The 20,898-nt window shown below is 47.5% G+C and carries 19 protein-coding genes; 5 read left to right on the forward strand and 14 right to left on the reverse strand.

What is annotated here, in order from left to right; all coding sequences use genetic code 11:
- Position 1: 1 nt before the first annotated feature.
- Genes rsmA through metG form a run of 4 tightly spaced genes read right to left on the reverse strand, consistent with a single transcriptional unit; the run spans position 2 to position 4,128 of the window.
- Positions 2-865 (reverse strand): 16S rRNA (adenine(1518)-N(6)/adenine(1519)-N(6))-dimethyltransferase RsmA, encoded by an 864-nt coding sequence (gene rsmA, locus BQ7400_RS06780; protein ID WP_034438751.1) that lies wholly within the window; start codon positions 863-865, stop codon positions 2-4.
- A complete protein-coding gene (gene rnmV, locus BQ7400_RS06785) occupies positions 855-1,400 on the reverse strand; it encodes a ribonuclease M5 (RefSeq protein WP_072469892.1) in 546 nt (181 codons plus the stop codon). The genes rsmA and rnmV overlap by 11 nt, the downstream gene beginning before the upstream one ends.
- Complete coding sequence (locus BQ7400_RS06790) at positions 1,397-2,170, reverse strand: TatD family hydrolase (RefSeq protein WP_072469893.1); 774 nt, start codon at positions 2,168-2,170, stop codon at positions 1,397-1,399. Before BQ7400_RS06790 ends, rnmV begins: the two co-directional genes overlap by 4 nt.
- Positions 2,167-4,128 (reverse strand): methionine--tRNA ligase, encoded by a 1,962-nt coding sequence (gene metG, locus BQ7400_RS06795; RefSeq protein WP_072469894.1) that lies wholly within the window; start codon positions 4,126-4,128, stop codon positions 2,167-2,169. Before metG ends, BQ7400_RS06790 begins: the two co-directional genes overlap by 4 nt.
- A 238-nt stretch (positions 4,129-4,366) precedes the next feature.
- Between metG and BQ7400_RS06800 the strand changes: the two genes are divergently transcribed.
- A complete protein-coding gene (locus BQ7400_RS06800; protein ID WP_072469895.1) occupies positions 4,367-5,767 on the forward strand; it encodes an alanine/glycine:cation symporter family protein in 1,401 nt (466 codons plus the stop codon).
- A 139-nt stretch (positions 5,768-5,906) separates the two neighbouring features.
- Positions 5,907-7,607: a proline--tRNA ligase gene (locus tag BQ7400_RS06805; protein ID WP_072469896.1), complete on the forward strand. Its 1,701-nt coding sequence runs from the start codon at positions 5,907-5,909 to the stop codon at positions 7,605-7,607.
- 79 nt (positions 7,608-7,686) lie between these two features.
- Here BQ7400_RS06805 and BQ7400_RS06810 read toward each other — a convergent pair whose 3' ends face one another.
- Genes BQ7400_RS06810 through BQ7400_RS06820 form a run of 3 tightly spaced genes read right to left on the reverse strand, consistent with a single transcriptional unit; the run spans position 7,687 to position 10,903 of the window.
- Positions 7,687-8,874 carry a pyridoxal phosphate-dependent aminotransferase gene (locus BQ7400_RS06810; protein WP_034438740.1) on the reverse strand — a complete coding sequence of 396 codons (1,188 nt, stop codon included), beginning with the start codon at positions 8,872-8,874 and terminating at the stop codon, positions 7,687-7,689.
- Positions 8,875-8,888: 14 nt separating this feature from the next.
- Positions 8,889-9,860 (reverse strand): ATP-binding protein, encoded by a 972-nt coding sequence (locus BQ7400_RS06815; protein WP_034438738.1) that lies wholly within the window; start codon positions 9,858-9,860, stop codon positions 8,889-8,891.
- Entirely contained in the window at positions 9,857-10,903 is a 1,047-nt protein-coding gene (locus BQ7400_RS06820; RefSeq protein ID WP_072469897.1) for a DnaD domain-containing protein, read from the reverse strand. Before BQ7400_RS06820 ends, BQ7400_RS06815 begins: the two co-directional genes overlap by 4 nt.
- Positions 10,904-11,180: 277 nt before the next feature.
- Here BQ7400_RS06820 and BQ7400_RS06825 point away from each other — a divergent pair, with 277 nt between their 5' ends.
- Positions 11,181-12,773, forward strand: a complete 1,593-nt coding sequence (locus BQ7400_RS06825) for an ABC-F family ATP-binding cassette domain-containing protein (RefSeq protein WP_072469898.1) — start codon at positions 11,181-11,183, stop codon at positions 12,771-12,773.
- A 7-nt stretch (positions 12,774-12,780) separates the two neighbouring features.
- Here the strand turns inward: BQ7400_RS06825 and BQ7400_RS06830 are convergent, their stop codons facing one another.
- The 6 genes from BQ7400_RS06830 to BQ7400_RS06855 all read right to left on the reverse strand — a co-directional run bounded on the left by BQ7400_RS06830 (position 12,781) and on the right by BQ7400_RS06855 (position 18,266).
- Positions 12,781-14,778, reverse strand: coding sequence for an FtsX-like permease family protein (locus BQ7400_RS06830; protein WP_072469899.1), 1,998 nt, complete (start codon positions 14,776-14,778; stop codon positions 12,781-12,783).
- On the reverse strand, positions 14,771-15,529 hold the full coding sequence (locus BQ7400_RS06835; RefSeq protein WP_072469900.1) for an ABC transporter ATP-binding protein: 759 nt from the start codon (positions 15,527-15,529) through the stop codon (positions 14,771-14,773). Before BQ7400_RS06835 ends, BQ7400_RS06830 begins: the two co-directional genes overlap by 8 nt.
- 74 nt (positions 15,530-15,603) lie before the next feature.
- Positions 15,604-16,587 carry a sensor histidine kinase gene (locus BQ7400_RS06840; RefSeq protein ID WP_083553290.1) on the reverse strand — a complete coding sequence of 328 codons (984 nt, stop codon included), beginning with the start codon at positions 16,585-16,587 and terminating at the stop codon, positions 15,604-15,606.
- Positions 16,538-17,218, reverse strand: a complete 681-nt coding sequence (locus BQ7400_RS06845) for a response regulator transcription factor (RefSeq protein ID WP_072469902.1) — start codon at positions 17,216-17,218, stop codon at positions 16,538-16,540. Before BQ7400_RS06845 ends, BQ7400_RS06840 begins: the two co-directional genes overlap by 50 nt.
- Before the next feature lie 97 nt (positions 17,219-17,315).
- Positions 17,316-17,831 (reverse strand): hypothetical protein, encoded by a 516-nt coding sequence (locus BQ7400_RS06850; RefSeq protein ID WP_072469903.1) that lies wholly within the window; start codon positions 17,829-17,831, stop codon positions 17,316-17,318.
- A 51-nt stretch (positions 17,832-17,882) separates the two neighbouring features.
- Positions 17,883-18,266 carry a hypothetical protein gene (locus BQ7400_RS06855; RefSeq protein ID WP_072469904.1) on the reverse strand — a complete coding sequence of 128 codons (384 nt, stop codon included), beginning with the start codon at positions 18,264-18,266 and terminating at the stop codon, positions 17,883-17,885.
- A 224-nt stretch (positions 18,267-18,490) separates the two neighbouring features.
- Between BQ7400_RS06855 and BQ7400_RS06860 the strand changes: the two genes are divergently transcribed.
- Positions 18,491-19,276, forward strand: a complete 786-nt coding sequence (locus BQ7400_RS06860; RefSeq protein WP_072469905.1) for a formate/nitrite transporter family protein — start codon at positions 18,491-18,493, stop codon at positions 19,274-19,276.
- The gene (locus BQ7400_RS06865; RefSeq protein ID WP_245759419.1) at positions 19,194-20,003 is read left to right on the forward strand and encodes an HAD family hydrolase; all 810 of its coding nucleotides are present in this window, start codon (positions 19,194-19,196) and stop codon (positions 20,001-20,003) included. Before BQ7400_RS06860 ends, BQ7400_RS06865 begins: the two co-directional genes overlap by 83 nt.
- Before the next feature lie 37 nt (positions 20,004-20,040).
- Here the strand turns inward: BQ7400_RS06865 and pdxS are convergent, their stop codons facing one another.
- Positions 20,041-20,898: a pyridoxal 5'-phosphate synthase lyase subunit PdxS gene (gene pdxS, locus BQ7400_RS06870; protein WP_072469907.1), complete on the reverse strand. Its 858-nt coding sequence runs from the start codon at positions 20,896-20,898 to the stop codon at positions 20,041-20,043.

The raw sequence follows: 20,898 nt of genomic DNA on the forward strand, positions 1-20,898 counted from the left end.
TTTAAAATTCATGGGGAAAGTTAATGGCCAGGACTAAAAATTCTGTCAGGCTCAGGGTCTCCCCTCGTCGAATACTATCTATATTGGATTTTTCTAAAATTTCGCGAATCTCTGCCTTGGTCAGGGAAAATCCATAGGAGGACAGGGCATTTAAAATGGTCTTGCGGCGTTTGGAAAAGGCAGCCTTGACAATTCGGAAAAATTTTTCCTTTGGAATGCCAGGGTCCGGGTCCTTAACCAGCATGTGGACCACTGCTGAATCCACCTTGGGTCTAGGAATAAAGACAGAATTTGGAACTTGTCGGATGATTTCCGGGTCTGAATGGTAGCGGATAAAGAGGCTCAAGGCACCATAGTCCTTGGTTCCCTCTTGGCCACACATCCTCTCAGCCACTTCCTTTTGGACCATGACGGTGAGACTTTTCAAGGGCAGGTCCAGGTCAAAAAGGGCTCCCAAAATGGGGGTGGTGACATAGTAGGGCAGGTTGGCCACAATATGGACCGGGTCTTGACCAAAACGGTCTTCCCATTCCTTTTTCAGGTCCAATTTCAAAGCATCCCCAAAGAGGATTTCCACATTGTCGTAGTCTGCCATGGTTTCTTCCAAAATAGGTTTGAGCCTTTGGTCTTTTTCCACAGCCAGGACAGACTTGGCCTCCAGGGCCAATTCCTCTGTCAGGGTCCCAATGCCGGGGCCGATTTCCAGAACCCGATCTTCCTTTGTCACCCCAGACCCTTGGACAATCCCCCGGACGGTGTTGCCGTCAATTAAAAAGTTTTGCCCCAGGGCCTTGGTCATGGTAAAGCCATGGCGGTTTAAGATTTCTTGAATTGTGGAGGGTGTATAAAGTCTTTTATTGTCCATCAATTTTTCTTACCTTTTCTTGAACTTCCTCACGGCTGATGCCAAAGGCATTGAGTCGCTTTAAAAATTGCTTGCTATTACATTGGCCCAGGTGGAGGGCCTTGCCCAATTTTTTTCTCCGCTCATTGGCTTGGGGGCCTCCAGACAGTCCCCAGGCCCGGAGGTCTTTTTCTGTAAATTCAACCTCTGCCTCTTCCAGGGTGGCCTGGGCCCTTTCCAGGGCTTCTAAGATGGCCTGGGGTTTGGCATTTTCCACCCCGATGTTTTCCCCCTTCAGGGCCAGGTCTGTGGCAATGAAGGCGTGTTTAATTCCCGGCACTCGCTTGGCCAGGTCCTTGCGGATTTTTTCCCCCATATAGTCGGGGTCTGTCAGGACGATGACGCCTCGATTTTTCTGGGCCAATTGCAGGCTGTCAATGAGTTTTTTTCCATAGGAATAGCCCCGGGTTTGGACCACTTGGGCCTCAACGGCAGACCGGACGGCAGTAATGTCATCCCTGCCTTCTACCACGATGATTTCACGGATTTTTTTCATGCTTGGATCCCGTAAAAGGCCTTGGCGTTTCGGGCTGTTTGGTCCAAAAGGTCGTCCAGGTTGATCTTTCTTAAATTGGCAATAAAATCTCCCACATAGCGGACATAGGCCGGTTCATTCCTCTTGCCCCGTAGGGGTTCCGGTGTCAAATAGGGACAGTCTGTTTCTAAAAGGAGTCGGTCTAGAGGGACTTCTAGGGCCACTTCCTTGGGGACTCGGGCGTTTTTAAAGGTTACCGCTCCTCCTAGAGCAATATAGCAACCCAATTTTACATACTCCCGCATCATTTCCAAAGACTCGGAAAAACAATGGATCAGGACCCTGTCTTGGGGGTGCTTTTCCATATGGGCCTTGATCCGGTCAAAGGTATCCTTGCTGGCCTCCCGGGTGTGGATGACAATGGGAAGGCCCAGCCTGTGGGCCAGGTCCAATTGTTTTTCGAAAACTTTCTTTTGGATGTCTCTGGGTGAATTGTCATAGTAGTAGTCCAGGCCAATTTCTCCAATGGCCAGGACTTTTTCATCCTGGGCCAGGTCTATAAGTTCTTTTTCCACTTCCGGACTGTAGCTGGAGGCGTCATGGGGGTGGATGCCCACGGCAGCATAAACCTTGTCATACTTCCGGGCCAGGTCTACAGAAGCCCGACTGGACTCTAGGTCTGCCCCAATATTTACCACCAGCTCCAGGCCGTCTCGGTCAAAGTTTTGGATAATTTGGTCCCGGTCTTTTTTAAAGCGGGGGTCGTCTAAGTGGACGTGGGAATCAATCATGATATTACAGCTCCATCCTTTATATCTTCCAGGGTTGTGGCAATGGACAGGTTGCCGTCTTGGTCTTCTGCCGCCAAGAGCATGCCCTGGGATTCAATGCCTCTAAACTTGTGGGGTTTGAGGTTAGTTAAGACCAGGATCTTTTTCCCCTCCAGGTCTTGAGGCTTGTAGCGGTCTTTCACATTTGTAACAATGGTTCTTTCTTCTTCTCCTAGTTTTAAGTGGAGAAGGTAGAGCCGGTCGGCATTGGGATGGTCTTCCACAGAGACCACCTTGGCCAATTTTATTTCTAATTTTTCAAAGTCTTCCAGGCTAACTTCTCCCTTGCCAGTTTTTTCTGCTTCTTGGCTGGGGGCTTGACCATGGGCCAATTTTCTCTTGGCAATCAAGTCTTCATGGGCCTTGGACAGGGCTTGCATTTCTTCTTCCACATCCAGTCTCGGGAAGATGATCTTGCCCTTTTGGATGGGGACTCCCGTGGGGGTTAGGCCCCAAACTTTTGCATCTTCCAGCTTGATTTCCCCTTGGATGCCCAGTTGATTGCGAATTTCCAGGGCCGTGTGTTCCATGGTGGGGTAGATTAGGATGGAGACAATCCTCAAGGCTTCAGCCAGGTGGTAGAGGACTGTTCCCAGCTCTTCCATCCTGCCTTCCTTGGCTAAAATCCAGGGGGTGGTTTCATCCACATACTTGTTGCAGCGGCGGATCAGGGTCCAAATATCTTCCAGGGCCGTGGAAAATTGGAAGTGGTCCATGGCTTTTTGGTTTTTATCCGCCATAGCCAGGGCCATTTCTTCTAATTCTTTGGAGTATTTTCCCGGCTGACCAGCCTCAGGAATTTGTCCGAAGTATTTTTCAATCATGGACACCGTCCTGGAAACCAGGTTGCCCAGGTCATTGGCCAGGTCGGAATTCAGCCGTTTTAAGAACTTGTCGGTTTCAAAACTTCCGTCGTTACCAAAGGAAAATTCCCTTAAGAGGAAGTATTTCAAGGCATCGACCCCGTAGCGGTCGATAATGGGTTCCGGATAGACAATATTGCCCTTGGACTTACTCATCTTGTCGTTATTAAAGAGGATCCAGCCGTGACCAAAAACTTTTTCCGGCAGGGGAAGGTCCAGGGCCATTAAAAGGGCAGGCCAAATGATGACGTGGAAACGCATGATTTCCTTGCCCACAAAGTGGACTTGGGCCGGCCAGTAGCGGTTAAAGGTCTCTGGGTCCTTGCCGTAGCCAATGCCTGTTAAATAGCAGGATAGAGCATCAATCCAAACATAGATGACGTGGTTGTCGTCAAAGGGAACGGGAACCCCCCAGTCAAAGCTGGACCGGGTCACAGATAGGTCTTCCAGGCCTTCTTTTAAGAAGTTGTTGACCATTTCCTTTTTCCGGAAGTCAGGTTCTATAAATTCGGGATGGTCTTCGTAGAGTTTTAAAAGACGGTCCCGGTATTTAGACAGTCTAAAGAAGTAGCTTTCTTCTTTTTGTCGGTGGGTTGGACGGCCGCAGTCGGGGCAGACATGGTCTTCTCCCAGTTGGTTTTCCGTCCAAAAGGATTCACAGGGGGTACAGTAGTAGCCTTCGTATTCTCCCTTGTAGATTTCTCCCTTGTCATAGAGCTTTTGGAAGAGCTCTTGGACATTCTTTTCATGGTCCTCATCGGTGGACCGGACAAAGGCATCATAGCGAATGTCCAGCTTTTTCCACAAGTCCTTAATGTCCTTTACAATCTTGTCCACATAGGGCTTGGGTTCCATGCCTTGTTCTCGGGCCTTTTCTTGAATCTTTTGTCCGTGTTCGTCGGTACCGGTGGTAAAGAAGACATCATAGCCTTGGAGCTCCTTGAACTTTTTCACAGCATCTGTTGCCACGGTACAGTAAGTATGGCCAATGTGCAGATTATCACTGGGATAATAAATTGGCGTTGTAATATAATATGGTTTTTTATTTTTATCCATTCTAATCCCCCTAAACAAGCGTTCAACAGTTTTATTCATTAAAGTCTATTATACTGAAAAGGGGGATTTTTTTCAATGAAGAGAACAAATCCTTGTTAGAAAAAAGGGCTTCAGGGCCTATTTTTTTCTCAAAAACTATTTACTTATAGGGCAACTTGTATTAAGATAAAAAAATATTTTACTTTTTTGTCCTGGCCGACCTGTCTTTTTTCGGCCATTTGTTTAAGGAGGCTTAGAAATGGATTTATTTTATCAGGTAAACAAGAGTCTAGATAGCATTATCTGGGGCCCCCCTATGATTATCCTCTTAATTGGCTGCGGTCTCTACCTCACCATCCGAACAAACTTTGTGGTCTTCCGCAAGTTTCCCTTTGTTTTAAAGGAAACCGTAGGCCGGGTTCTTGCCCGGAACCAACACACAGGCCATGTGGGCGAGGTCAGTTCCTTCCAGGCCCTGTCAACGGCCCTAGCGGCCACAGTGGGGACAGGAAACATCGTCGGCGTTTCCGGCGCCATCCTCCTGGGAGGTCCGGGGGCAATTTTTTGGATGTGGATTGCAGCTTTGGTGGGAATGACCACCAAGATGGCTGAATCCACCCTGGCCGTTGCCTACCGGGATGTGTCTGACCAAGGCGTGGTCCGTGGCGGTCCCATGTACTATATCTCCAAGGGCCTGGGCCTAAAAACCCTGGCCAAGTTCTTTGCCTTCTTTGGTATGATTGCCACCCTAAGTACAGGAAACACGGTCCAATCCAATGCCATTTCCTCCACCCTCTACGCTGCCTTCCAAGTGCCTAAATTGGCCAGCGCCCTGGTGGTAACCCTGGTTACCTTTATTGTTATTATCGGGGGCATCAAACGGATTGGTGCCTTTGCAGAAAAATTGGTCCCCTTTATGTCGGGTCTCTACATCCTGGGCGCCCTCTTTATTATCTGTACCAGACTCCACCAAGTGCCGGAAGCCTTTGGCCTGATCTTTAAAGGAGCCTTCCAAGCCAAGGCTGCTGCCGGAGGTCTCGGCGGTTACACCGTAGCCTTGGCCATGCGAAGTGGGATTGCCCGAGGCGTCTTTACCAATGAAGCCGGTCTTGGATCTTCTCCCATTGCCCATGCTGCCGCCTCCACCGACCACCCAGCCCGGCAAGGCCTTTGGGGAGTTTTCGAAGTCTTTGTCGACACCCTGGTGGTTTGTACCATGACCTCCCTGGTTATTTTAACCACAGGCATCTGGACCGGCCACGGTGATGCCTCTTCCCTGGTTGCCTTTTCCTTTGAACAGGGCTTCCCTGGTGGAAAATATGTGGTAACCTTCGGCCTGACCCTTTTTGCCATGTCCACCATCCTGGGCTGGGAATACTATGGCGAAACCTGCTGCCGCTACTTTTTAGGAGATAAAATAGGCCGCTACTACAAGTTTATCTTCGTTCCCATGGTCTTTTTAGGGGGCCTGATCCGCCTAGACGCCGTTTGGGCTGTAGCCAACAACCTCAACGGCCTCATGGCCATCCCCAACCTCATTGGCCTCCTGGGCCTGTCCACCGTTTTTGTCCGCCTGCAAAAACAATTCTTCAATGACCACCCCAGCGATGTCTACCATCCTGACGAGTGGCGTCCCCTGGTTCCAGAAAAAAGTAAATAAAATTTTTTAAACTCCCGGTCCCTCGGGAGTTTTTCCTTGGGCCTTCTTTTTGTTTCCCCTGACTTATGCTATAATAAGGAGAAGTTTAAGCCCTTAGAAATAAAAATTCACAATAAAAGAATCATAGAAAGGAAGCCTTATGAAACTTAGCAAATACTATATGCCCACTCTTAGAGAAGTGCCTTCAGATGCTGAAATTGCCAGCCACCAACTCCTTCTAAGAGCCGGTATGATCCGAAAATCTGCCACAGGAATCTACACCTACCTCCCCCTGGGCTACCGGGTCATTAAAAAAATCGAAGCCATTGTCCGGGAAGAAATGGACCGGGCAGGGTCTATGGAAATCCTCATGTCCGCCCTCCAACCCAAGGAAATTTGGGAACAATCTGGCCGTTGGGCTGTCTACGGTCCGGAAATGTTTAAGTTAAAAGACCGCAACCAAAGAGAATTTTGCCTGGGCCCCACTGCTGAAGAATACTTTACCAGCCTGGTCAAGGACGAAGTGCGGTCCTACAAGCAACTCCCCTTGAACATCTACCAAATCCAAACCAAGTACCGGGATGAAAAACGCCCCCGCTTCGGTTTAAACCGGGCCAGGGAATTTTCCATGAAGGACGCCTACAGTTTCGACACCGATGCCCAAAGCATGGTGGAAGCCTACATGGTCATGTACAGGGCCTATGAGCGGATCTTTGACCGTCTGGGCCTGGACTACCGGATCGTTTTGGGAGATTCCGGCGCCATGGGTGGGTCTTCTTCCCACGAATTTATTGCCCTGTCCGAAACTGGCGAAGGGGTCATCTGCTTTACTAAAGATGGAAAAATCGCCTATACCGATGAAAAGGCCCCGGTCCACTACCAAGGACCCCAAGAGGAAGAAGCCAAGGACTTAGAAAAAGTTCCTACTCCTGGAGCCTCAACCATTGAAGAAGTGGCCAAGTTCCTAAACTTGGATCCAAAACGCTGTGCCAAGGCCGTAGACCTCCTGATTGACGACGAGGCCTGCATCGTCTTCATTCCCGGAGACCGCGAATTGAACCTAACAAAACTAGCAGCCTATACCCAAGTTCCCGAACACGCCATTGAAAAAATGGACGACCAAGCCATCTTGGCCTGTGGATCCTATCCCGGCTTCACCGGGCCCATGGACCTCAAAGACACCCGGGTCATCTTGGACCAATCCCTGACCAAGATTAACAACCTGGTTGTGGGTGGAAACCAAGAAGGCTACCACTACATCAACGCCTGCTACGGCCGAGACTTTGACGGCGAAGTCGCTCCAGACCTCTTGATGGTCCAAGAAGGCGACCTGGCAGAAGACGGCCAAGAACTCCTCTTCCGTCGGGGCATCGAAGTGGGAAATATCTTCCAACTCGGCACCAAATATTCCACCGCCCTCAATGCCACCTACCTGGATGAAAACGGCAAGGAACAATACTTCTACATGGGCTCTTACGGCGTAGGCATCACCCGGTCCGTTACCGCCATCGTGGAACAAAACCATGACGATGCCGGCATCATCTGGCCCCTCCACCTGGCCCCCTACCAAGTTATTGTCACCATTGTCCAAAGCAAGGACCAAGACCAAGTGGCCCTGGGAGAAAAAATCTACCAAGACCTCCAAGACAAGGGTCTGGATGTCCTTCTGGACGACCGAAACGAACGGCCAGGCGTGAAATTCAACGACCGCGACCTCATTGGAATCCCCTTGCGGATCACCGTGGGTAAAAAAGCTTCCCAAGGTGTAGTAGAATACTCCACCCGAAAAGACATGGTCAACCAAGACCTCAGTGTGGACCAAGCCATGGAAGAAGTTTTAAAGGCCTGTGGAAAAAATTAAATAAGTTATAGAGAAAGCCCCCTAAAAGGGGGCTTTTCCATGAAAAAAGCTTGGCCCTTTTCTGGGTCAAGCTTTTTTCTTATCTCTTCTTATATTCTTCCAAGGCCAGGCCAATGAGTTGGCAGGCCCGGGTGATTTTTTCTCTTTCCAGGACATAGGCCAGGCGGACTTGGCTCTTACCTACCTGGGTATTTTGGTAAAAACCGCCGGCTGGAGCCATCATGACGGTTTCTCCTTGGTCTTGGAAGTCTGTCAACATGAAGCGGGCAAAGTCTTCGGCATCTTCCACCGGCAGGTCGGCAATAATGTAAAAGGCTCCAGTGGAATGGGAGGTCACAACTCCCGGAATTTTTGCCAGTTCTGCTTCAATGCAGTTGCGGCGGAGGGTGTATTCTTCCCGCACTTGGTCAAAGTAGTTGTCGGGAAGTTGGTAGAGGGCCACAGCTCCTACTTGTTCTAGGTAGGGGCAGGCTAGACGGCCAGTGGCTAGTTTAACCAGGGCTTCTTGCATGGCCTTGTTTTTGGTGGCGGTACAGCCTATTCTTGCTCCACAGGCGGAAAACCTCTTGGAGATGGAGTCCAGGACAATGACCCGGTCTGCCAGGTCTTCAAAGGAGGCAAAGCTGGTAAATTCTTTTCCGTCATAGATGAATTCCCGATAGACTTCGTCGGCCAGGATAAAGAGGTCGTGGTCCTTGGCAATGTCTCCTAAGAGACGGACTTCTTCCTTGGAATAGACGGCACCTGTAGGGTTGCCGGGGTTGGAAATCAAGAGGACCTTGGTCTTGTCGGTAATGGCTTTTTCAATCACTTCCCTAGCCGGCAGGGCAAAGCCTTCTTTGACATCGGTGGGGAAGGTAGTAACCGTCACGCCTACTTCGTGGAAGTAGGTCTTGTAGTTGGTGTAAAAGGGCTCGCAGGTTAGGACTTGGTCGCCGGCATCGGTTGTGGCCAAAAGGGCAAATAAGAGGGCTTCGCTGCCTCCGTTGGTAATGACTAGGTCGTCTTTTGTAAAGTTTAAGCCGATTTTTTGGAAGTATTTGGCGTTTTCTTCCAATAATTCGGGAATCCCTTGGGAGGGGGGGTAGCTTAAAACATCCAAGTCAGCTTCTTTAATGGCTTGGAAAAAGGCCTTGGGTGTTACCACGTCTGGGGCCCCGATGTTTAAGTGGTAGACGGACTTCCCTTCTTTTTTTGCCTGGTTGGCAAAGGGGGTTAATTTTCGAATTGACGAAAAGGGCATGTCTTGTATTCTTTTTGAAACCATACTTCCTCCTAAAATTATAAATTGCTGTATCTTAGATCCTCTCCAATAAAATGTAAGGGGATAAAGTTTTGAACGATTCTTGAAAATACGCGGTCTGAGTAGATGTTTTTAATTTCATGTAGGGCCAGGTTGGTGGAGATGAGGATCTTTTTCCCGGCCAGGATCCGGGTGTTTAGAATGTTGAAGATTTCAGCATTGGTAAACTGGTTGGTGAGTTCGGTTCCCAGGTCATCCAGGATTAAAAGGTCTGCGGAAAAAAGGAGCTGGTAGGCCAGGTCCAGGTCAGCTTGGCTTTCCTTGCCGAATTTTTTCCTCTCCAAGAGGTCAATCAGGGTAAAGGAGGTTTGGTAGATGACAGTGTAGTTTTCATCTAAGAGGGCCTTGGCAATACAGTTGGATAAAAAGGTCTTTCCCAGGCCGGTTCCTCCGTAAAACAAGAGGTTGTCCCCATTGTCTTGGGAAAAGTCTTGGAGGAACTGGTCCACCTTTTGGACCACCAGCTTCATATTTTCATAGGGACTGACTCCCTGGTCAGGCTGGATGGTCTTGGAAAAAACAGACCAGTTAAAGCTTTGGAAGTTTTCCCTCTTTAACATCCGGTCCATGTTGCTCATTTCATAGAGGTCTTGGGCCAGGAATTGTTTGAGGCAGTCGCAGCGCTTTCCATTTTCCAGGTAGCCTGTGTCCTTGCACTCCCGACAATCATAATGGGGGTCCAGGTAGTCTTCCGGGTAGCCATTTTGGACCAAGAGGTCTCTTTTCATGTCCTTGAGGTGGTCCAGCTCTCTTTGGAGACCCTGGGCATCTTTTCCCGCCAGGCTTTGGTAGACGGCGGAAAAGCCCTTTTTATTGATTTCTCTATCTATTTCTTGGACCAGGGGAATTTTTTGGTAGACCTGGTCCTGCCTCCGGTCCTGGTCTTGGGCATGCCGGGTCCGGATTCGGTCATAGTGGCTTTGGATTTGTCGCTTGAGCTTTGGGTTCATTCAAGGTCACCTCTTTGCTTGCCATAGCCCCGGCTCTTTTTCCGGGCCAGGTCTTCTAATTCCTCGGGACTAAAGTCTGCGGAGCTTTGGCTGAAGTTATGAAACTTGTTGCCCTGGACCTTGACCTTGGACGGGATGGCCTTGCCGGATGGCTTCAGGTCTTTTTTGGCTATGTCTTCCAGGGTGAAAATCCCCTTCTTGTACCAAGAGGTCAAGACCCCCTTGATGTAGGCCACATTGGGGTTGGCTGTTAAAACAGACCGGCTACAAGCCTCCAGGACCATCTCCTCTGAAAAGCCCAGGTCATTAAACCAGGAATTGACTTCCTTCATATCTGCCTGACTGTAGGGTTTGTTGCCCAGACCCATTGCCGCCATGACCTTCCTGTAGCGGTAGTAGTCCTTGTTCCGAGCCTGGACATTAGCTTCCAGGGCCTCCATGGACCGGATGCCCTGGCTGGACCAATTTTGCACCACCCTTTGGATGTAGCGGAGGTCGTATTTATTTTGGACCTCGGTGCTGTAGCGGAGGGCTTCCTCCACCATCTTGGGGGGCATATTGTAGTCCAGGACCCAATTGGCCAGGTCTCTTTTTTCCTGGTAGGACATGGCCCGACGGAGGAAAAATTCTCCCTTGGCCATGAGGTCGGCCAATTGGGGGTCACTCATGGGCTGGGTCAGGCTTTGGAAGTTGGGCTTAGACCCAGAGGGGATATAGACATTTTTAATGTAGAGTTCTTTTAAGTCCACAAAGTAGACGTCATAGTCCAGGGGGTCTTGGCTGTCTTCCCGGGGAATTTTTTCCACAATCCCCTGGTCTTGCCAATAGGTCCAGGCCCTGTGGACATCACTTTCCAAAAGTTGCAGGCTCTTGGCCAGGGAGGCATTGTCCTTGTCCTGGACTCCTGCCAGGGCGTAGCCATAGGCCAAAAGATAGACCTTGACAAAGTTTCCATCTGCCTGGGGCATATATTCTCTTAAAAATATGTTGGAAATGACGGTGTCGCCTAGGTCCATGGATGCTTCTTTTTTATAAAAGGTCATAGCCCCTCCTTTCTTACGACCAACTTCCTTAACGTATAGGAATAAGTATACCATATAGGCCCCTCTTTTATAGGGGCCGGGAAAAATATTTTTGCCTCCCCTTTAGGCCTAAATAAATCGAGTCTTCTCCTTAAAAGTAGTTTACCGAAAAACTTCCCTCTTAGCAAGAAAAGATATAAATTTATCCTGGTCCTTTGGAGTCTTCCTGGCCATGAGTTTATTTCCTGGGCTTTTCATGATATAATACAGCAAGTTACTAAGTGTAAAAGGAGAAAATATGTTACAAGTTCAAAATGTCAGTATCCAATTTCCAGACAAGACCCTTTTTGATGAAGTGGACCTGGTCTTTAGTCCCGGAAATTGCTACGGGATTATCGGTGCCAACGGAGCCGGTAAGTCCACATTTTTATCCGTTTTATCCGGGGAAAGAGAGCCCTCCACCGGCCATGTCTCCCTGGGAAAAAATGAACGTCTATCCATCTTAAAGCAAGACCACTACCAATTCGACCAAGAAAAAGTCCTGGATGTGGTTATTATGGGGAATCCAGAATTGGTTGCCATCCAAAAGGAAAAAGACGCCATCTATATGAAGGAAGACTTTAACGAAGAAGACGGCCTCAAGGCCGCCGAATTGGAGGAACGCTTTTCCGAGTTGGGAGGCTGGCAGGCAGAATCCGATGCCGCTACCCTTTTGGAAGGTTTGGGAATTTCTACCGACCTCCACGACAAGATCCTAGACGACCTGGTTGAGTCTGACAAGGTCAAGGTCATGCTGGCCCAAGCCCTTTTTGGCGAACCCGATGTTCTTTTACTGGATGAGCCCACCAACGGTTTGGACATTGCCGCCGTTTTATGGCTCCAAGACTTTTTAATGGACTTTAAGGGAGCCGTCATTGTCGTCAGCCACGACCGCTATTTCTTAAATGAAGTTTGTACCCACATGGTAGATATCGACTTTGGCAAGATCCAACTCTTTGTAGGAAACTACGACTTCTGGTACGAATCTTCCCAATTGGCCCAAAGAATGCTCAAGGAAGAAAACAAGAAAAAGGAAGACCAAATCAAGGAGTTAAAAAACTTCATCGCCAAGTTCTCCGCCAACAAGTCCAAGTCCCGCCAGGCCACCAGCCGGAAAAAGCTCTTGGATAAGATTTCCCTAAACGACATCAAGCCCTCCTCCCGTCGCTACCCCTTTGTGGGCTTTGAACTGTCTCGGGAGCCTGGCAATGAGCTTTTAACCATTGAGGGCCTGGGCAAAATGTCAGGAGAAGACTGCCTCTTAAAGGACTTTTCCTTCCGCCTCAACCACGATGAAAAAGTGGCCTTTGTAGGAAACGAACGGGCCATTACCGCCCTTTTTGAAATCCTAATGGGCTACGACAAGGACTACACCGGGGACTTTAAATGGGGACAAACCATTACAGCCGACTACTTCCCCAAGGACAATTCCGAGTTTTTCCAAAACCCCGACCTCAACCTGGTAGACTGGTTAAGACAATATTCCAAGGACCAAACTGAAACCCACATCCGGGGCTTTTTGGGCAAAATGCTCTTTTCGGGAGACGAGGTCTACAAGTCCTCCTCCGTCCTTTCCGGGGGTGAAAAGGTCCGGATGATGTTTTCCAAGATGATGATGGCTCCATCCAATGTCCTCATCTTCGACCAACCCACCAACCACCTGGACCTGGAGTCCATTACTGCTGTCAATAACGGCCTCATGGCCTATAAGGGGTCTTTACTCTTTACCTCCAAGGACCACCAATTTATCGACACCATTGCCAACCGAGTTGTGGAATTTTTCCCCGATGGCACTTACCGAGATCGGTCCATGTCCTATGATGATTATTTAGATGAATATGTAAGAAAATAAGGGTTGCTCAAGAGAGCAAACCCTTATTTTTTTGACCTAAGAGGCGGTAGTAGACAACCCCCGTGATTTTATACCAAATATAATAGAGGATAAAGACCAAGGCCAGGACCAAGAGGGTAGATTTTAAATAAATCAAATCATTTCCCACATTTAGAAGTCTCATCATCCGGCTTAGGAGCTGGTAGGCAAAGGCCATATGGATCCAGCTCAAGGCTACAGGTAAAAAGAAAATCAAGGATACCTGGGTCTGGATGGACCTTTTAACAGTTTCTTCATCCATCCCTACCCGGCGGTAGATGGTAAAGGCCTTTTGGTCTTGGTAACCCTCTGTCAACTGTTTGTAGTAAATGGTGGCCCCTAGAGCGACGAGGAAGATAATCCCTAAGGAAAGGCCTGTAAAGGTGAGCCCACCATAAAGACCCCGACCATCTTCTTCAGCTTCCCTACGGCTATTGACAAAGCTGGTAAAGTCTTTTTCATGGTCTTTTCCCGCTTTTAAAAGTTCTCCCTTCAAAGCCTCCTCATCTTCCTTATTTTTTAAGGAAATATGACTAATGGTGCTTAAGGAAGCTTCTCTTGCTTGACTTGCCAAGTCCTGGAAGGAAGACTCATTCACCACAAGAAAAAGTAACTTTTGAAACAAGTCCGTTTGTTTTAAGTCATAAAAGTTTCCCAGGTCTTCATTGACCTCCTTCTCTTGTCGGTGAATACCTAAAAAGGATAGGTCCAGGTCTTCCCTTAAGCCTGGCTCCCGTCCCAAGACCAGGGCCTCTCCATCTTTTAGGTCATAGGAAGTGTGAAGGAGTTTATTGACTTCCCCCTGGGGAAGGATTTTTACATAAATAGAATTTTCATTCCAATCCACCTGGCTAAATCCCTTTTCCGGATGATTTAAATCTATGTTGCCGTTGATGGCCCTTAATTGGATGACCTCCTTGACCTTGTCCTTATTTCTTTCCAGTACAGCCTGACTGGGGGAAAATAAGCTATCAAAGGAATCTCCCTGTGTGATTTTTTCTGGATAGCTTGTCTTATAGACAAGATCCAAAGGCACAGAACTATCTACCAAGGCTTCTAAGGACTGGTTTAAAGATAGGGCACAAGACAAAAGAACCAAGACCGCTACCATTAAGACGGTAATGGAACCCAGACCCATGGCCTGGTCTCGCAAGCGAAAGAGGAGGCCAGAAATTGCCGTCATTCGGTTTTTTTCATAGTAAAAAGACTCCCGTCCCTGGAGAAATTTAAGAATAATTTCTAAAATCCCTAAAAAGAAACAATAGGTTCCCAAGATGACAAAAAGGGCGGCAATAAGAAAGAAGAGGATGGAAGAAACGGGGTCTGTAATTTCCAAGGCGATAAAATAACCAAGGCCCAAACAAAGGACCCCCAGCAAGGTATAGACCCCCTTTAGGACCTTGGAGGTCTGTCGACGCTTGGATTCTTTTAAATAAGACAGGGGGTTTTGCTTAAAAATCCGGACCAGGGCCCGGACTTCCAGGATGACAAACAAAATCAAATAGGACAGGCCATTGATGCTATAGCTTTCCCCTTGGATGGTCCAGGGAATCTCTTCCTTAATTCCTGTAAACCGGATAAAAAGTCCTTGAACCAGGTAGTTCCCAAGACTCCCCAAAAGGGCCCCCAAACTGATAATAAAGAAGAAAAGATAGATGTTCTCCCAAGTGATTACTGCCAGCAAATTCTTCTTACTCAGTCCCAAGACCTGGTAGAGGGCCAACTCCTTGGACCGCATTCCCAATAAATAGGAATAGGTATAGTAGAGAAAGAGGAAGTTAAAAATTTGCAAGACATAATAACCCATTTGCAAAATCATTTGTAAAGTGGTCATATAGGCCACACCCTTATAGGCAGAATTAAAAGCCAAATCGTGTAAGATGATGGAAAAACTCAGCATCATCACAGCTACAAGAACAAAGGGCAGGTAGGTCTGTCCATTATTTTTAAAAGATCGCTGGGCCAAAGACCGGTAGAGTTTAGTCAAGATGGCCACCTCCCAGAGTTAGGGTCATGGCCTGGTTGATTCGACTCATAAATTCCTGCCGGCTTTCTTGCCCCCGATAGACTTGGTGAAAGATTTTCCCATCCTTGATAAAAAGAACCCGGTTGGCAACAGAGGCTGCCTTGGCTGAATGGGTCACCATGAGGATGGTCTGCCCCTGGTTGTTGATAATAGAAAAATAGTGAAGGAGCTCTTCCGACGTCTTGGAATCCAGGGCCCCGGTAGGTTCGTCAGCTAAAATCAACTTGGGATTACTAATCAAGGCTCGAGCAATGGCAGTTCTTTGCCCCTGGCCTCCAGAAATTTGATAGGGGTACTTAGTCAGGAGCTTTTCTAGACCCAATCTTTCCACCACTCCCTCCAAGGGAGCTTTCAGATCTTGAGCCTTCATTCCTTGTAAAACCAGGGTCAAGAGGATGTTATCCTTGACCGTTAATTGGTCCAAAAGGTTGAAATTTTGAAAAACATAACCCAGCTTCCTCCGACGAAAATCCGCCTTTTCTGCATCTTTCAGGGAAAGAATATTCTTATCTTCCAAGAAAACCTCTCCTCCGGTGGGGTCGTCCAGCATGGACAAGATGTTCAGAAGGGTGGACTTCCCAGATCCGGATTCTCCCATAATGGCTACAAATTCTCCCTGGTTGGCACTAAAAGATATATCCCTAAGGGCCATAAGAGCATTTTCCTTGTTTTTATTGTAAATTTTCTCTAAATGATTAACTTTTAATAACATATCATCACCCTTTCTAAGCCCAGTATAGGAAAAAATCGAGAAAAAATCCCTCGATTGACCTTACATTTTTTCTTTTAATGTGACATTTTGTAAGCTTGCTTGGGAAAAGATAGGGTCAGTCGTGTTCCCTGGCCCACTTGGGACTCCAAAGTCATGACTAGGTTTAAATTTTCCGCCACTTCCTTCATGAGATAAAGGCCAATCCCTGTAGATTGGTCAAACTTTCGACCACTAAAACCTGTATAGCCCATGTCGGTAACCCGGGGCAGGTCTTCTGGAGCAATTCCAATTCCCGTATCCTGAAAAATCAACTTCCCCTCTTGGAAAGAAATGGTCAGGCCCCCTGTCTGAGTGTACTTAACCACATTACTCAACCATTGCTTGGTAAAAAATAAGAGCCACTTGGCATCGGATAAAACTTCCACCTCTGGCAGGTCCATTTGGACCCTAAGCCCCTTGTGGATAAAAAGAGCTGCATAGGTCCTGAGAGCCTTTTGAAGAGGATCTTTTAAAGGCAGCCATTGAAAGACATAATCTGTATCTCTTCCTTGGAGTCTTTGGTAGGATAGGATATGGTCTATGTACTCTTGGATTTTAAAGACCTGGAACCTGGGATTTTTATCCTGGATGCCCTGGGCGTCCAGCCAGGCCAAAATGGCCGTCATGGGGATTTTAATTTGGTGGGACCATCGCAGGAGGTAATTGGCTCTTTTTTCTCGATCTTGGAGGAATTGATTTTCTTGGTCCAAGTTTCTTTTCTCTGCCTTATGAATTTCTTCCACCAAGGCTTCCTCTAAGAGACCTTGGCCGGCATAGTCCTCCAAACCTTCTTGACGAATTTTTTCTGCCAACTTCTTGTCCCTTTGGTAGGCATAGAAAAAATACCCTCCCCAAGAAAGACTGTAGATACCCAGACCATAGAGGCTATCTGCCAGCCGACCTGATTGGACATAGATATAGCTAAAGAAAAAAATCCCTGTAAGTCCCCAGAGGACCAGGAGGCTGTCCTTATTCTTCAAAGGCCCCATAATAACCCACTCCCTTTTTTGTATGGACATAGTCTTCCAAGCCCAGCTTTTTTAATGTCTTTCGAAGCCGGGCCACATTTACCGTCAAGGTATTATCGTCAATATAGAGGTCCGACTGCCAAAGGTCATTCATGAGATCCTCCCTATGGATGACCCTTCCCTGAGCCTGGAGGCAAGACCGTAGAATTAAAAATTCATTTTTGGACAAACTTTCCATCCTGCCTTGGTAGGTCACCTGCATGGTATCCAAATTTAAAAGCAATTCCCCATCCTCCAAGACCTGGTCTTGGACTTGGAGCTCATAGGCCCTTCTAAGTTGGGCCTTAATCTTGGCCAAAAGTAAGGCTAGAGATACAGGCTTTACCACAAAATCATCAGCTCCCAGGTCCATGGCCATCACTTGATCCAGATCCTCTCCCATACTGGATAAAAACAAAATAGGTAGTTTTGATTTTTTCCGAATCTCCTCGGTCCAATAGTAGCCATTTTTAAAGGGTAAGCCAATGTCCATAACCAGCAAGTGGGGATCCACTCTTTCAAAATCCTCCAGGACCCGGCTAAAGTCATCTACCCCGTAAACTTCCAGGTGGAAGGTTTCCAAATAATCTTTGATACTGGAAAAGATACTGGGATCATCCTCTACAATAAATATCTTATACATAGGCCCTCCTTGATCCTTATTTTAAACTTATTGTATCTAAGACCAACCTCCTTGACAAGAAAAAGTAGCCAGGTTTCCCTGACTACTTCCCATGGACCTACTTGTCCCTTATATCCAGAATCTTCCAAGACCCCTTTTCTTTTTTTAGGATGAAGATTTCTTCTCTCTTTTCCCTTTCTTCTTTCCCCTCCCGGGTCTTGACCTTGTCATAGGTCACATCCATTTCCTTCCTATCCCCTTCTTCCTTTAGGGGCTTGTATTGGATGTTTTCTACTTGGACCTTGTCCAGGTCTTCTTTGAAAAAATCATCTTCCAAGAGTTTCCGGTTACCTAGAAGGCCGTCATAGGCCTCTTGTGTCAAGTAGGGTTCTAACTTGTCCAGGGCCTCTAGACTGCCAACTTCTTCCCCTGCTGGGGGCATTTGACTGGAGGTAATTTCCTGCAAGTATGCCACAATTTGGTCGCTTTTCTGGTAGAGGTCTGCCCGGGCCCTTAAAAAGGGGCCAATGACTTCATTTTCTTCTGTTCTACCAGCACAGGCTACTAAGAAAAAGAGGCCCAGGATAAAAATAACTAGGTAGGATTTTTTCACAAGTCTCACTCCTTTTTCCATTTAAGCTTTCCTCTTAATCCAACAAGGCAAGTCCTTTGTTCCCTGGTCCCCCTAAAAGGGATGGGCCCTAAAGGCACGATAGAAGGAATCGACGTCGTCAAGGGCCAGGAGTAAAAAGAGAAGATAGGTCCAATAGATTAGATTTCTTGTTTCACCCAAGATGGGGTTTGTCCCTTCCCTTTCTTCCATCCTGGACTTGATCTTTTGGGTCTTATAGCTGGAAAGCCCAAGGATAAAAAAGCCAATAGCAGAAATGGTCATTTGAAGCTGGGCAAAGTGGGGCGAGGGGTCTTTTATCCAATTGTCCAAAAATAAGCGGACAAAGATAAGATAAAAAAAATGGTAGCCCAGGGCCAGGTTTCGCCATTTTTTTAAAGACAGGTCGTAGCTGTCCTTGTAGCCTTCTTCTTTTCTCTCTTGTTTCTTTTGATTCATCGTTTTGGTCGTCCTCCCTCTCTATTCAGCCTTACTTCCTTTTTTTCATATATACCCCTTTTACAAAAAAACAACCTTCCCATAGTCGGATTTAAAATTTGACCCCTATGCCTGGTTGTCTTGGCCAAAAAGTAAAAATCTTTCCCTATCCTTCCTAGTCCTCTTGCCCTTTCAATGATATAATTGACCTTAGCTTTTATTTTATATCCTTAAAAGGAGGACTTATGTACCAAGAAGATATTAATCAACTCCTAAAGGGAGCAAGGGCAAAGTTTACACTCTACCGCCAGCATCCCGGAGGGTTTTTTCTCTCTTCTATCCTGGCTGGTTTATACATTGGCTTTGGCATTTGTTTTGTCTTTAGTCTTGCCGGTCTCTTGGGGGGCTTTCTGGGAACTAAGGTCTTAATGGGTTTTTGTTTTTCTGTGGCCCTGTCCTTGGTAGTTGTCGCCGGAGGCGAGCTCTTTACGGGAAACTGCCTGGTGATGACCCTTCCTCTGGCAAAAAAAGAGCTTTCTCTTAAAAATTTTCTATCCTTGATGGCTTTTTGCTGGCTGGGAAACTTAATGGGGAGCCTCCTGTGTGCCCTTTTCTTTCTGGGATCAGGTCTTTACTCTCCCGGCGTCCAAGAGGCTGTTCTTGAAGCTGCATTGCTAAAGACAAGCCTTGGGTTTTTCCCCCTACTTTGCCGGGCCATCCTCTGTAACACCCTGGTTTGCCTGGCAATTTGGTCTTGCAACCGGATCAAGGATGGAGCCGGAAAAATTTTAATAATCATCCTCTGCATTGCCTGCTTTTTTATTTCCGGCTATGAGCACAGCATTGCCAATATGACCTTGTTTTTTATTAGCGCTTTAGGGGGCGGGTCCATTCCCCTTTCTGCTTATGTCTACAATCTCTTGCTGGCGACCTTGGGGAACTTTATCGGTGGCGCCTTTCTCGTGGCCCTACCCTACCTATTTATTGCATCTAAACCTGACAAATCGTCAAATTTTAAGGAGGACTTATGATTTTTTTGACCTGGATGACACTCTTTTAGACACCCAAAGGATCAACCGTTCTATCTTTGAGCAAATCCATAAACAGTTAAAGGTCTCCATGCCCTTTGAAGACTTTATGGCTCTTTTCAGAACCCATCTTAGGACCAGGATGATCAAGCATTTTGACTTTAGCTACAACGAATCCATCGGCATCAACCCTATGGACTATCTCATGACCCAAGAGGCTTACGAGCCCCAACACATGGAGGCCTTTAAGGAGGACCTTTGGTCCAAGATGAAGGGTTTGGGCCTCACATGCTCCAAGGAGGACTTCTACCAAGTCATTATGGACCTGCGGAATGATTTTTGCCACTTTATCCCCGGTATCCCGGAGCTTTTGGAGAAGGCTGCTGACTTGGACGACTTGGGGGTTATTACCAATGGAATTAGCGAAATCCAACACTTGAAGATTGACCTCCTGGGTCTCAGAAACATCTGCAAGGAAACTTTCGCTTCCGGAGACTTCGGCTACGGTAAACCCGATCCCCGATTTTTCCACTATGTCCTGGACCAGGCTGGACTGGACCCCCAAGACTGCATCATGATTGGGGATAATGTTCAAAACGACGTCTTGGCCCCCCTGGCCATGGACTTTAAAGGGGCCATTTACTTTAACCCCCAAGCCACCCGCTACGGGGTAACCTGGGCCCGCAATCCCCAAGAACTTTGGGAAAAAATTTCATCTTTTTACCATTAAAAAGGAACCTCTCGAGAGGTTCCCTTTTTTCTTTAGATTAGCGGTTGCGCATGATGACTTCAATTTCGTCTTCGTTGATACCCACCATGGCTTCTCCCAAGTTTTTGCTGACTTCAGCAAGAACTTCAGGATTCTTGTAGTTGGCAACAGCCTTGACAATGGCCTTGGCCCTTTGTTCTGGGTTGCCGGATTTAAAGATTCCAGATCCCACAAAGACACCTTCAGCTCCCAATTGCATCATCAGGGCTGCATCGGCAGGAGTAGCCACTCCACCGGCAGAGAAGTTGACAACGGGCAATTTCCCATGGTCTTTTACATATTTTAACAAGTCATAGGACACGCCTAGTTCTTTGGCTCTTGTAAACAATTCATCATCCCGAAGGGCTTGGGTTTCTTGGATTTCCCGATTTAAGGTCCGGAGGTGGGTTACAGCATGGACCACATCTCCTGTTCCAGCTTCTCCCTTGGTCCGCATCATCATGGCCCCTTCTTGGATCCGGCGCAGGGCTTCACCTAAGTTACGGCAGCCACAGACAAAGGGGATTTGGAAGTCTTTTTTGTTGATGTGGTTCACTTGGTCTGCTGGAGATAGGACTTCGGATTCATCGGCCATGTCTACACCAATGGCTTCCAAAATTTGCGCTTCGACAAAGTGGCCGATACGAACCTTGGCCATGACAGGAATCTTTACGGCTTCCATGATTTCACAAATCATTTGTGGGTCGGAAGACCGGCTAACGCCACCTGCAGCCCGGATGTCTGCCGGGACTCTTTCTAGGGCCATAACGGCTGCTGCTCCAGCTGCTTCGGCAATCTTTGCCTGCTCTACATTGATGACGTCCATGATGACGCCGCCCTTGAGACTTTCTGCCAAATTCTTGTTAAAATTTTTCAT

Source organism: Urinicoccus massiliensis (assembly GCF_900120405.1).
GTDB classification, from domain to species: Bacteria; Bacillota; Clostridia; order Tissierellales; family Peptoniphilaceae; genus Urinicoccus; species Urinicoccus massiliensis.

Excerpts from the sequence above, each read along its gene's own strand:
- rsmA (WP_034438751.1), bottom strand. The coding sequence starts at position 865 with ATGGACAATAAAAGACTTTATACACCCTCCACAATTCAAGAAATCTTA.
- rnmV (WP_072469892.1), bottom strand. The coding sequence starts at position 1,400 with ATGAAAAAAATCCGTGAAATCATCGTGGTAGAAGGCAGGGATGACATT.
- BQ7400_RS06790 (WP_072469893.1), bottom strand. The coding sequence starts at position 2,170 with ATGATTGATTCCCACGTCCACTTAGACGACCCCCGCTTTAAAAAAGAC.
- metG (WP_072469894.1), bottom strand. The coding sequence starts at position 4,128 with ATGGATAAAAATAAAAAACCATATTATATTACAACGCCAATTTATTAT.
- BQ7400_RS06800 (WP_072469895.1), top strand. The coding sequence starts at position 4,367 with ATGGATTTATTTTATCAGGTAAACAAGAGTCTAGATAGCATTATCTGG.
- BQ7400_RS06805 (WP_072469896.1), top strand. The coding sequence starts at position 5,907 with ATGAAACTTAGCAAATACTATATGCCCACTCTTAGAGAAGTGCCTTCA.
- BQ7400_RS06810 (WP_034438740.1), bottom strand. The coding sequence starts at position 8,874 with ATGGTTTCAAAAAGAATACAAGACATGCCCTTTTCGTCAATTCGAAAA.
- BQ7400_RS06815 (WP_034438738.1), bottom strand. The coding sequence starts at position 9,860 with ATGAACCCAAAGCTCAAGCGACAAATCCAAAGCCACTATGACCGAATC.
- BQ7400_RS06820 (WP_072469897.1), bottom strand. The coding sequence starts at position 10,903 with ATGACCTTTTATAAAAAAGAAGCATCCATGGACCTAGGCGACACCGTC.
- BQ7400_RS06825 (WP_072469898.1), top strand. The coding sequence starts at position 11,181 with ATGTTACAAGTTCAAAATGTCAGTATCCAATTTCCAGACAAGACCCTT.
- BQ7400_RS06835 (WP_072469900.1), bottom strand. The coding sequence starts at position 15,529 with ATGTTATTAAAAGTTAATCATTTAGAGAAAATTTACAATAAAAACAAG.
- BQ7400_RS06840 (WP_083553290.1), bottom strand. The coding sequence starts at position 16,587 with ATGTCCATACAAAAAAGGGAGTGGGTTATTATGGGGCCTTTGAAGAAT.
- BQ7400_RS06845 (WP_072469902.1), bottom strand. The coding sequence starts at position 17,218 with ATGTATAAGATATTTATTGTAGAGGATGATCCCAGTATCTTTTCCAGT.
- BQ7400_RS06850 (WP_072469903.1), bottom strand. The coding sequence starts at position 17,831 with ATGGAAAAAGGAGTGAGACTTGTGAAAAAATCCTACCTAGTTATTTTT.
- BQ7400_RS06855 (WP_072469904.1), bottom strand. The coding sequence starts at position 18,266 with ATGAATCAAAAGAAACAAGAGAGAAAAGAAGAAGGCTACAAGGACAGC.
- BQ7400_RS06860 (WP_072469905.1), top strand. The coding sequence starts at position 18,491 with ATGTACCAAGAAGATATTAATCAACTCCTAAAGGGAGCAAGGGCAAAG.
- pdxS (WP_072469907.1), bottom strand. The coding sequence starts at position 20,898 with ATGAAAAATTTTAACAAGAATTTGGCAGAAAGTCTCAAGGGCGGCGTC.